The organism is Paenibacillus sp. FSL R7-0312 (genome assembly GCF_038004445.1).
Lineage (GTDB): Bacteria > Bacillota > Bacilli > Paenibacillales > Paenibacillaceae > Paenibacillus_AQ.
On record NZ_JBBORE010000001.1, the window covers coordinates 4,269,079 to 4,280,196 of the forward strand.

The following is an 11,118-nucleotide window of genomic DNA, read 5'->3' on the forward strand; positions in this document are numbered from 1 at the left end:
AGAAGGATGAATGTGTTCTTATAGGAGTCCCTCTGATCCCGCCGAAAGCGGGCGGTATGAGCGAATCCAAGGGATAAATCCCTCTAAATAGCGGGCGGGAGGCGTAAATGAGGGGCAGAAGTGCCCCTGAATCCGCCAAAAGCGGGCGGGAGGCGGGAATGAGGAGTAGAACTGCCCCTGAATCCGCCAAAAGCGGGCGGGAGGCGGGAATGAGGGGCAGAAGTGCCCCTGAATCCGCCAAAAGCGGGCGGGAGGCGGGAATGAGGAGCAGTATTGCATTGCGCTTAATTTCCCCGGGGAACTGTACAGAGGGAGCTGTCAGAAGAAGTCTGAGGGGAGTAAGTGGTGGCCTAATATCTCCTAAGTTACACAGGCCGGATAAGCTGCATAATGCATACACCCCAGTTGGATTCTTCCGCCGGGCGACGTTGTTCTTGTTAATTAATTGACATTAAAACCGTCCGGACGGTATAGTAAATGCAGAGGTGATTCACTTGAACAGTAATTCCAAACGTAGTCTGATTCTGGCGGCCGCTTCAAACGTCGTGAAGCATCAAGGAATTGAGAAGCTTACGCTTGAAGTAGTAGCCGCCGAAGCAGGGGTTAGCAAAGGCGGTCTGCTGCATCATTTTCCGAATAAGGACGCCTTAATTCAAAGCATGGTGTCAGGGATAACGAATGACTTCATAGCAGATGTTCAGAATAGGGCAGCCCGGGATACACGGGATCAAGGGAAATGGAGCCGGGCCTATCTGAAGTCCACCGTTGAAGCAGATAAGGAAGAGCAGGGCATGAACGTAGCGCTTAACGCAGCGCTTTTTAATAACGGGGATCTGCTGGAAGAGCTTCGTGAACAGTACTCGGTCTGGCAGCAGAACATGGAGAACGATGGACTTGATCCGGTGATCTCCTCGATTGTCCGGCTGGCTGTAGACGGCCTGTGGTTATCGGAGGTATTTGGAATCGGTGAAATCAGCGGTGAAATGCGGGACAAGGTCGTCAGCAAATTGCTGGAGATGATTAATTAGGAGGCAACCCAAGTGAATTCTTATGTATTATTGTCGTTAGCTATTGTGAGTGAGGTCTTCGGCAGCTCCATGCTTAAGGCATCGAACGGGTTCAAAAGACTGCTTCCATCCATTGCGGTGGTCGCCGGCATGGGGCTGGCGTTCTTCAATCTGTCACTCGCGCTGAAGGAGATCCCCCTCGGGACGGCTTATGCCATCTGGTCGGGTGTGGGAACGGCGTTAACCGCATTGGTTGGCGTACTGGTCTATAAAGAAAGTCTGAATGTCAAAAAAGTAGCAGGACTGCTCCTCATCATTGGCGGTGTGGTGCTCCTGAAGCTTTCAACGGAGGGTTGAACTGTGAAAAGTTATCTTGCACTAAGTATTGCCATCCTCTCGGAAATCTTTGGCACGACAATGCTCAAGCTCTCCGACGGATTCAGCAGTGTGCTGCCGTCTATCGGGGTAGTGATTGGAATGGGTGTGGCCTTTTACAGCTTGTCCATTAGTCTCCGAACCATACCGTTAAGCCTGGCTTATGCCATCTGGTCAGGTGTGGGAACGGCGCTGACTGCACTCATCGGTATCCTGATCTGGAAGGATCCCTTCAACCTGCTCACCGGCATTAGTCTGCTTACCATTATCGGGGGGCTCGTCTTGCTGAATTCCTCTAGTCATGCCGGGCAGGCAGCAGAGCATACACCCGCCAAATAGCATAGAAATAACACAAGACTGATTGGAGCCATGACATAGGCCTCCATCAGTTTTTTTGTGAAGATATGAATCCATAGGTGAGATTAGGTCTTGCCTATCCAGCCTCCGGTATGCTGAAATGGAAGGGGATACGAATTGAAGTGGGCGATAAGGAGAGACCGGAATGAGGAAGATGTACATTATAGCTGCCGTATGGCTCAGTCTGCTACTGCTTGCGGCATGCAGTGATGGCGTCAGTAACGGTTCAGGCGGGAATAGCGCAGACTCAAGTCTGGCTGCGCCTCCGGCGGCGGGTAATCGGGCATTTCATGAACCAGATCGTACAAGCGGGCCTGGAAGCAGTGATCCAGTGTATTCCGGACCTGTGTACAAGGTTGTAATCGATCCGGGTCATGGCGGTGAAGACCCTGGTGCGACTTCTGTGAGCGGACGGTTTGAGAAGGAGTTCAACCTCAGCGTATCACAGGCAATAGCAGCGAAGCTGGCGGATGATCCGCAGCTTCAGATTGAGCTTACCCGGACCGGGGATGCTTTCATATCCACGCATGAGCTGTACCGGCCGGAGTTCGCGAATGACCTCCCGGCAGATTTATTTATCTCCATCCATGGTAATACCTATGAGGATGCATCGGCATCGGGTACGGAGTCCTTTTATTATCATGACGAATCACTGGCTTTTGCCGAAACTATACATAAGCATATCATTCAAGCCACGGGTCTCAACGACCGCGGAGTTAAGGTTGCAAACTTTTTTGTCCTGCGCGAGACGGAGATGCCTGCCGTGCTGCTGGAACTGGGATATTTAACGAACCCCGGCGATGAGGCGAAGATGTGGACCTCAGCGTTTCAGGAAGGAGTTGCCTCTGCGATCGTGGATGGAATTAGAGACTATTTGCAGTTGGATTGAAGGGATAGCAGTTATGTCATATTGAATAAGGAGAACTTATGAACCGGATTCTAATTCTCGGATCAGGAGGATCGGGCAAATCCACCTTGGCACGGCAGCTCGGCGGTCTGCTCCATCTTCCGGTTGTGCATCTGGACGCCCTTTTCTGGAACCCGGACTGGATTCCCATGCCGGATGAGGAGTGGGACGGGCTAGTCCGGCAATATACGGAGCAAGAGCAGTGGATTATAGACGGCAATTATTCAAAGACCATGGATATGAGGATCAGGCGTGCGGATGTCATCATTTTTCTGGATCTGCCCAGGCTCTTATGCATGTACCGGATTGTGAAGCGGCGTCTGATGTACCATAACCAGACCAGACCCGATATGAACGAAGGCTGTCCGGAGAAGCTCGACTTTGCGTTTGTGAAATGGGTCTGGAGCTACAAGACACGAAGCCGCGACAACACCATTGCGAGACTCCGGCAGGCCGGCGCTCATCAGCAAGTCATCACCGTTACCTCCAGACGACAGGTCAAGGCGTTAATCAGGAGCTTTGCGGATGCCGGACCGGTAGGCTAAGTATTCTTGTTGTGCAGGACTATAGAAGAATGGGGAGTGTTACCGGAGAGCCCGTTGTGTGTGTTATGGGTTCTTTGGGGTGTATCTACTGAGGATTAACGCCGCCGATACAGCCCCTTTCGGTCCAGCTGCAGCTGGCTTGAGCTCAGAAGAATGATGAATTCCTCCACAGCGGATATGGTAGCTACGGTGCATACAACAGCAGTCCAGACTCCTTGATGAATATACGGAAGCAGCAGAGGTGTGATAAATAACAGGAGTCCGGCGAGTTTGTTGCCATAGGTATGAATGCTCCCGTAGGTCCGGAATTTGCGCAGCGCGGTCAGCATGGAGGCACCACGGATTAAGGCGATCAGCATGATCCAGAGGAGAACCCCGGGTGTAAGTCCAAGGAACGGATACAATGTATATAATGCAGCGCCTACCAGCGTCATGTCGGCCAGGGAGTCAAGCTTGGCGCCGAGGCTGCTGATTGTTCCGGTTTTTCTGGCAATCGGCCCGTCCAGCATATCTGTGATTCCGCACAGGATATAGACAATAGTGAAGCCCGCGCCCAGCGGCTCAAGCCAGAACAGCAGGAGTGCCAGCAAGGTCCGGCTGAGCGTTATGCAGTTGGGTACAAGCTTCATTTTCAGCCTCCGTCCTTCTGCTGGGAGAATTGCTTTTATATATTATCTATGCTTTATTATTGTCGGTGGACAAGAACAAAGTCCCATAAGAATTCGAAGCACGACTTTTCTGTTTTAAGGGACCAAGTTCTTGTCCTGAGCAAAGGACAAGAACTTGGTCTCTTTGTGGAAATGGACAAGAACATGCTACTATTGCCAATTCGATTAACATCTAATTATTAACTCATTTGGGCTCCAGGTATGAGAACGGTAATCAAACAGGGAATCCATCTTTTGGAAAATTCAAATAGTAAAGTATCTCAACTAAAAAATTTAGAGTTGGGCATAGAACTGACTTTTTTATTTGAGGAAAGTAAAGGGAATTCTCAAGTACGTTCATATTGTTCAACTTTAATGACGCGCATCAGCAACTTAATTGCCACTTACTCTAAATCTATATTTGATAATGACGAATATAAAATTGGTTATCCATCTGATACTTTACTTCCATCTAAAACATGGGGGAGAACTAACAACTCAATCGATTTAGAACTTGAATTTTAATGATTATTTTCTCGGATTAACAGATGATCCCAAACTAAAGGAAAAAAACTGAGTACTTAACTATCTGTTGATAATCAGAGAGCAGTGCAAACAGCTCGTAAAAGTGGAGGAGAAGGTAAGAAGGATCGCTGATTGGGGACTCGAGCACGAATTTGATCAGCTTATATCCTTTATTTGAATACTAAATGTTGATACGAAAGGCGCTCCTTTCCATCTGGAATAAGCGCTTTTTTTGTACTGTGAATAATTTGAAAAAATTATTTCTAAATACATATTTCGACATTACGTTTCCAGTTTATGTGATATTATTTGTCTAAATGTATCTTTAAATTACATAAGCTTTTCCAATAAAAACAAGGGATGTTGGACGATGGGGATAACCGCTGAAGTACACGAGGAGGACAAGCGTAAGGAAGGAGAGCCGGAGGTTCCGGTTTTGGATACTGGCCTGCAGTGTTTGATCCTGATCGCCAACTATCACAATGTTTCGGCCGACTACGATCAGATACGGCATTCCCTGGCCATTGACTGTGAAGGCATGAACACGCTGCAGATGCTGCAAGCAGCCAAGGAGCTGGGGTTTAAAGCCAAGAAGGCCGAAGTAAAGCTCGAACGGCTGCGGAAGCTTCCATTACCGGCTGCACTGCGCAAGAAAGAGAGCGGATATGTTGTACTCGCCAAGGTTAATGAGTCGGAGTTTTTAATTCTGGACCCGTTGATCGGTATACCGTCCAACCTGAGTGCAAATGAGCTGGCTGGTATGTGGAGCGGAGAGCTCATCTTGTTTGCGCCTCAATTCAAATCGGAGCACAGCGAGGCATTCGGCATTAAGTGGTTTTTGCCGGCGTTGTGGAAGCACAAGAAGATTTTGGCCGAAGTTCTGATTGCTTCGTTGTTCCTGCAGCTGTTCGGGCTTGTTTCACCGATGATAACCCAGGTCATCATCGATAAAGTGCTGGCACATCACGGGCTGTCAACGCTTAATGTTCTGGCCATCGGACTGCTGGTTATCATCGTGTTTGAACTGATCCTGAGCATCAGCCGGAACTATGTGTTTACCCATACGACCAGCAGGGTGGACATTACGCTCAGCTCAAAGCTATTCAGCCATCTGTTTCGACTTCCGCTATCTTATTTCGAGAATCGCAGAACGGGAGCCACAATCGCCCGGGTCCGTGAGCTTGAGAATATCCGGCAGTTCCTGACCGGCTCGCCGTTTACGGCGGTGCTCGACGTGTTGTTTATTGCGGTATATATCGCCGTCATGTTTGCCTACAGTACCCGGCTAACCTTTATCGTACTCGGCACGCTTCCGTTTTTTGCACTTCTTTCTATCATCTTTACCCCTTTGCTCCGCAGCAGGCTCGAAGAGAAATTCCAGCGCGGATCGGAATCCCAGTCCTATCTAGTAGAGGCCGTATCCGGCATACAGACGATCAAGTCGTTTGCTTTAGAGCCGATTTCCCAAAAAAAGTGGGAAGGCCTGCTTGCGAATTACACGCGTTCCAGCTTCAAACTGCTTATTTTGTCGGGCACGGCCGGCTCGCTCGCCCAATTTATTCAGAAGATTTCCAATCTCGCCATCCTGTTTTACGGAACCCATCTGGTACTAGCCGGAACGATCACAGTCGGGCAACTGATCGCCTTTCAAATGCTGGCCGGGCGGGTCAGCGATCCCGTACTACGCCTGGTCCAGATGTGGCAGGACTTCCAGCAGACGGGCATATCGATTGATAAATTAAAGGATATATTTCTCGTCAAACCAGAGCCCACCATTTCCGCGTCCAAGACCCGGCTGCCGCGCATCCGCGGACAGATTCAGTTCGAATCGGTAACGTTCCGCTATAAAGTGGACGGGCCAGAAATCGTGCGCAAATTGTCTTTCGCCATACCGCCCGGTACGGTCGTCGGCATTGTCGGGCGCAGCGGCTCGGGCAAAAGTACGGTATCCAAGCTGATCCAACGCCTGTATGTTCCGGAATCGGGCAAAATTCTGATCGACGGGGTTGATATCTCCCTGGCCGATCCCTCGTGGCTGCGGCGTCAGATCGGAGTCGTGCTCCAGGAAAACTACCTGTTCAGTGGGAGTATCCGCGAAAATATCGCGCTTAACAATCCGTCGGCTAATATTCAGGACATCGTACGCGTCGCCCGCCTAGCAGGTGCGCATGACTTTATTATCGAAATGCCGGAAGGCTACGATACCCTGGTCGGAGAACGCGGGGAAGGTTTGTCTGGCGGCCAAAGGCAGCGGATCGCCATTGCACGGGCACTGCTCGGCAATCCCAGAATTCTTATCTTTGATGAAGCGACCTCAGCGCTGGACTATGAGTCCGAGCGGATCATTCAGAACAATCTGCAAAAAATCTGCGAAGGCCGGACCGTCATCATTATCGCCCACCGGCTATCTACGCTGAGAACCGCCAGCCGCATTATGGTTATGGACAAAGGAAATCTCATTGAAGCGGGGGCGCATGAAGCGTTACTAGCCAAAAAAGGGTTGTATCACTATCTCTATAATCAGCAGGAGAGGGAATAACATGTTCGGATTAAAAAAGGATCGTCTAGAGTATGAATTTCTGCCTGCCGCGCTCGAAATCGAGGAAACGCCGCCTTCTCCTTTAGGCAGATGGCTTATTTGGCTGATCGTCGTCCTATTTCTCCTTATCTTGTCCTGGTCTTATTTGGGGAAGGTAGATGAGGTAGCGACGGCTAGAGGCAAAGTCATTCCCGACGGTAGAACAAAGGTACTTCAGCCGCTGGAAGGCGGCACGATCAAGGCTGTGCTCGTGAAAGAAGGGGAGCATGTGTCGGAGGGCCAGGTTTTGGTAGAGCTGGATTCTACCACCTCCACGGCCGACATCCAGGAGCTGGACAAGCAGATTTACGTCGCCAGGCTGCAAAAGGCGATGCTGGAGGCGGAGCTTAAAGGCGCAGCGTTCAAGGGTCTTGAAGAGGAGAACCTGGATCCGTCCGTGAATACCGCGGAAATACTGGGCATGCAAATGCAGCTCCGCGAGGCACGCGACGAGGAATTCAGTAGCGGCAGGAAGGAAGCAGAGCTCCAGGTTTCTCAGACCGAGCAGGAGCTGGAGCTTGAGAAGGCCGCCCTGGAGCTGGCTAACAAGGATTACGCGCTGGCAGCGATGAAGGCTGAGGGCAGCGCCGAAGAGGGGTTTGAGGATAGCGCCAGCCTTCTTCAAGCCGACAATGATCTGAATAAAGCCAAGCTGCAAATCTCTTCGCAGGAGACAAAAGTGCAAAAAGCGGAAAATGCGCTTGCGGAAGCGAAGCAAAACGTTGTTTCGCTTGAAGAGCGGCATAAACGCACCATTCTGGACGAGCTGGTCGAAACCGAGAAAACGCTGTACAGCCTGGAATCCGAGCTTACTAAGGCTAATAAGAGATACGAGCTCCAGCAGCTGACCTCTCCGGTGGACGGCACAGTGCATGGCCTGTCTTCCTATACGATCGGCGGGGTCGTAACGAGCGCCCAGGATGTAATATCCATCGTTCCAGACGATACTCCTCTTATCGTCGAAGCGACTATTGCCAACCAGGATATCGGCTTTATCAAGAAAGGCCAGGAAGCTAATCTGAAGGTGGATACGTTTCCTTTTCAAAAATACGGGTACCTGCAGGGGGAAATTACCTATGTCAGCCCGGACGCCTTCGAGGATGAGAAGCTCGGTCCCGTCTTTAAAGCGAAGCTGAAAGTGGTTTCAGACACTACTTCAAGCGGAAGCTTCATCCGGATGACGCCAGGGATGTCGGTCACAGTTGAAGCCAAGACCGGCAAACGGCGGATCATCGACTTTTTCCTGTCCCCTCTCAAGAAGGCGATGGACGAGAGCTTTACCTTAAGATGACGGCAAAGGAGCAACTCCATGAGAAGAACTGTAGCTGTAGGAATAGTCATTGTGTTCATTGTTAGTCTGACGGCAATTCTTGGCGCGCCCGGACGCAGTCTGGCCCAAAGTACGGACGTTACATCCAAATCCATCGGCAAAGTTTATGTGACCAAGAGCAGCTATGTGGAGTTCCTGGACCCGCACCTGACCCAATGGGGCAAAAATAATGTGCTCACTTTCAAGGTCCGTTTGTTTAACGGAGGACAGTCGGTCATCGATCTGCTGCGTTATGGCATCACCGTCTCCACGGCAGCCGGCGGCTCCAGCAACGCGTTAAGACAGCAGGATGAAGGCGGTACCACCAAAGTGCTTCCGCAGGCGGGGAAGGACTATGTCTTTTACGCGGTTGTACCGAACACTGCGGCGCTAGAGGGGATCCGGCTGGGCGTCAAGGAGTGGAACATCGATTACCCCGGGTTCAGCAAAACCACAGGCAGTGTCAAGATTCCCGCCGGATACGCCGACACGGTGCCTGCGGGTTCCGCAAGACTCAGTCAAATGCAGGGCAATCAAGTTCGGCTCTCAGCCGCAGAGTTCTATACATATGAAACGGCCGGCGAGGAAATTTATACTGTAACCTTCGCCGCTGAAAGCCGGGGGAATCAGCCGGTCAAGCTTCCGGAATACAGCTTTTGGCTTCAAGCTGGCTCGGGCGAGCTGTATCCGTTGGAAGCGGGGACAGACAACAAAGACGAACTGAACCCAAAAGCGAAACGGGTATACGATCTCCATGCCTCCCTGCCGAAAACCGCCCGCTCCTCCAGCTTCAAGCTGCTTGCAGGCGCAAAGGAGGAGGAGATGAATCTGATCACGGACGTCTTCGCGCTCCTACCGGCCAAGGCCTGGAACAAGCTTGCCGCTGTCAATCAGAAAGCTTATTATATCCGGCCGGATGAGGCGCAGCTGTCTATTGCGGCAGAGCCTCTTTACTTCGCGGAGTCCGATTTGCCACAGATGAAGGCTGGAACAGAGATTGTGCTTAAAAATATTGGCAAGCAGGCCATCAAAGCGCCTGTCTTGGGATATTTTCTGGAGATTGACGGGTTGTATTACCCCTTGTCTCTGGAAGGCTCAGGCCCGCCTGCAACAATGGGAGCTCTTGAGCAGCTTACCGCCGTCGTATCGGCCGACATTCCGAAATCGTTAAAATCCCGGAGTATGCGGCTGATGGTTACAAAGTCGCTAGGGAAGTCTGACGATCCGGTCTACAGGCCACTGTTGAAGCTGCCGCTGGAGAAATCGGAAGACGCCGAACATGCCAAGACTTTAACGATTGCGAAGAGCGCAACAAAGGACGGAACTCCCTATACCCTTAATCTGGGCAACGTTATGGGTTATACCGAGGGAGGAACCAGAGTGATTCAGGGCACGCTGACCCTTGCCAACACAGGAGTGAACAGCATTAAACTGCCGGAATTCCGGGTGATGGGAATTACCGGGCAGAAATATAAATATGAAGGCAAATTGGCGGAGGGCGAGGGGGACGGTCGGTTGTCTCCACAGGCGACGATGCGCCGGGTTATTAAGATCGAAGTGCCTCTTAACGTAAATTTAACGGGTTTTCAGATCGTCATAGAGGAGCCGATCCGGCAGGAAGGCGGCGAATTGTACCGCTCCGTTGCCAATTTTACCTTGCCTGATTTGGAGAATACACAGTTGGCGGGCTCCGGATGGGTTTATTTCTCGAACGGCTCCGGAGATTTCAAAATCCGCAGGACCTCAACGCTTCGCCTGCCCGCGAACGGTAAAGATGCTCTTGTGAGCGAATTTGAATTATACAGCGGCGGATATGCCGCCGTCCCGCTTCCAGAATTTCAGGCAACCTATTATATCGACGGCGCAGCTGTGAAGGCGGAAGCATTTGTCCTGGACAAAGTGCTCGGCGCTTCTCCGGACCGCCCGGTGTCGGTGCAGGTCGTAGCGACCATTCCTTATTCGACAGCGGGGGGCGAAATGACCGTGCTGCTGGGGCGCAGTGAAGACAATCAGAACTCCAATGTCGCCCAGTTCGCTATTCCCAAGGCCGACAGCCTGAAATCCTATCGGGAGGGCGATACGTATACGCTGGACATTACCGGCGGAGAGTCAGAAATTCAGCTGTACCAGGTGCTGGTGTACCCGGGGGCAGCCGAGGATATGATTGAAATCGAGCTGGTTCAGCGGAATCTGAATAAACGGAGTACGGTAAGCAATCCGTTAACAGGGTATCTGGAGACGGCGGACGGCATGTACTATCCTCTGGAATACGAGAGCGGCTCGGGTGCCGCCATCAAGTACGGAGGTGCGGCGATTCAAACATTGTCCGGCAAAGTGCCTAAAGGGACAAGGCCCGAGACATTGAAGCTGCTGCTGGGGGTGCCGGTAAACGGCAACGGAATTGTTGAATCCGGCGCACGTGCCGAGGCTTATGTAAAGCCGGCTATATATTCATTAATGGAAGAAAGGAAGTCGGGAAATAACGGTCTTGCGAACCTGAATGCGGGGCCTTATTCCTTGACTCTATCGAATGTTGCCGCCAAATGGACGTCAACCTACAGCGGAGCGATTGAATTCAACGCCCGGCTGTTCCGGGATACGGCATTTGACGATTTTGACGGTAAACATAAAATTGTTATCCGGGTTGAGAACGGCGGGGAGGTGATCACGCAGAGAGAGTTCGGGTTGAATACGGATGACGACAACAGCTTTACTTTGACAAACGGCAAATTTCAGGTCGACGGCATTTCTACCGGAAATGCCGGCCCCTTGGTCCAGTTCAAGGTATACTTGAGCTACAAGGGCGGGCTGAAATTGCTGAGTACGCAAACCGCTGCGCTCCCCGCGGCTCCATGAGTCCGGCGGCGG

At 51.4% G+C, this 11,118-nt stretch carries 10 protein-coding genes; 9 read left to right on the top strand and 1 reads right to left on the bottom strand.

The features are described from left to right. The first annotated feature begins 494 nt into the window (after window positions 1-494). The 5 genes from MKX70_RS18670 (at window position 495) to MKX70_RS18690 (ending at window position 3,191) form a co-directional block, all read left to right on the top strand. Complete coding sequence (locus MKX70_RS18670; protein WP_340840486.1) at window positions 495-1,028, top strand: TetR/AcrR family transcriptional regulator; 534 nt, start codon at window positions 495-497, stop codon at window positions 1,026-1,028. Window positions 1,029-1,040: 12 nt separating this feature from the next. Continuing rightward, entirely contained in the window at window positions 1,041-1,364 is a 324-nt protein-coding gene (locus MKX70_RS18675) for a DMT family transporter (RefSeq protein ID WP_042138348.1), read from the top strand. A gap of 3 nt (window positions 1,365-1,367) precedes the next feature. Further along, window positions 1,368-1,721: a DMT family transporter gene (locus tag MKX70_RS18680; protein ID WP_042237363.1), complete on the top strand. Its 354-nt coding sequence runs from the start codon at window positions 1,368-1,370 to the stop codon at window positions 1,719-1,721. 163 nt (window positions 1,722-1,884) lie between these two features. Beyond that, window positions 1,885-2,628 (top strand): N-acetylmuramoyl-L-alanine amidase family protein, encoded by a 744-nt coding sequence (locus tag MKX70_RS18685; RefSeq protein ID WP_340840487.1) that lies wholly within the window; start codon window positions 1,885-1,887, stop codon window positions 2,626-2,628. Window positions 2,629-2,666: 38 nt separating this feature from the next. Beyond that, a complete protein-coding gene (locus MKX70_RS18690; protein ID WP_340840488.1) occupies window positions 2,667-3,191 on the top strand; it encodes a DNA topology modulation protein in 525 nt (174 codons plus the stop codon). Between the two features lie 95 nt (window positions 3,192-3,286). Here MKX70_RS18690 and MKX70_RS18695 read toward each other — a convergent pair whose 3' ends face one another. After that, window positions 3,287-3,820 carry a CDP-alcohol phosphatidyltransferase family protein gene (locus MKX70_RS18695; protein WP_042237358.1) on the bottom strand — a complete coding sequence of 178 codons (534 nt, stop codon included), beginning with the start codon at window positions 3,818-3,820 and terminating at the stop codon, window positions 3,287-3,289. A gap of 240 nt (window positions 3,821-4,060) precedes the next feature. Here MKX70_RS18695 and MKX70_RS18700 point away from each other — a divergent pair, with 240 nt between their 5' ends. The 4 genes from MKX70_RS18700 (at window position 4,061) to MKX70_RS18715 (ending at window position 11,106) form a co-directional block, all read left to right on the top strand. Next, window positions 4,061-4,363 carry a hypothetical protein gene (locus MKX70_RS18700; RefSeq protein WP_156123212.1) on the top strand — a complete coding sequence of 101 codons (303 nt, stop codon included), beginning with the start codon at window positions 4,061-4,063 and terminating at the stop codon, window positions 4,361-4,363. Between the two features lie 370 nt (window positions 4,364-4,733). Beyond that, the gene (locus tag MKX70_RS18705) at window positions 4,734-6,902 is read left to right on the top strand and encodes a peptidase domain-containing ABC transporter (RefSeq protein WP_340840489.1); all 2,169 of its coding nucleotides are present in this window, start codon (window positions 4,734-4,736) and stop codon (window positions 6,900-6,902) included. A 1-nt stretch (window position 6,903) separates the two neighbouring features. Continuing rightward, window positions 6,904-8,232, top strand: a complete 1,329-nt coding sequence (locus MKX70_RS18710; protein WP_340840490.1) for an HlyD family type I secretion periplasmic adaptor subunit — start codon at window positions 6,904-6,906, stop codon at window positions 8,230-8,232. 18 nt (window positions 8,233-8,250) lie between these two features. Next, complete coding sequence (locus MKX70_RS18715; RefSeq protein ID WP_340840491.1) at window positions 8,251-11,106, top strand: hypothetical protein; 2,856 nt, start codon at window positions 8,251-8,253, stop codon at window positions 11,104-11,106. Window positions 11,107-11,118 lie beyond the last annotated feature (12 nt).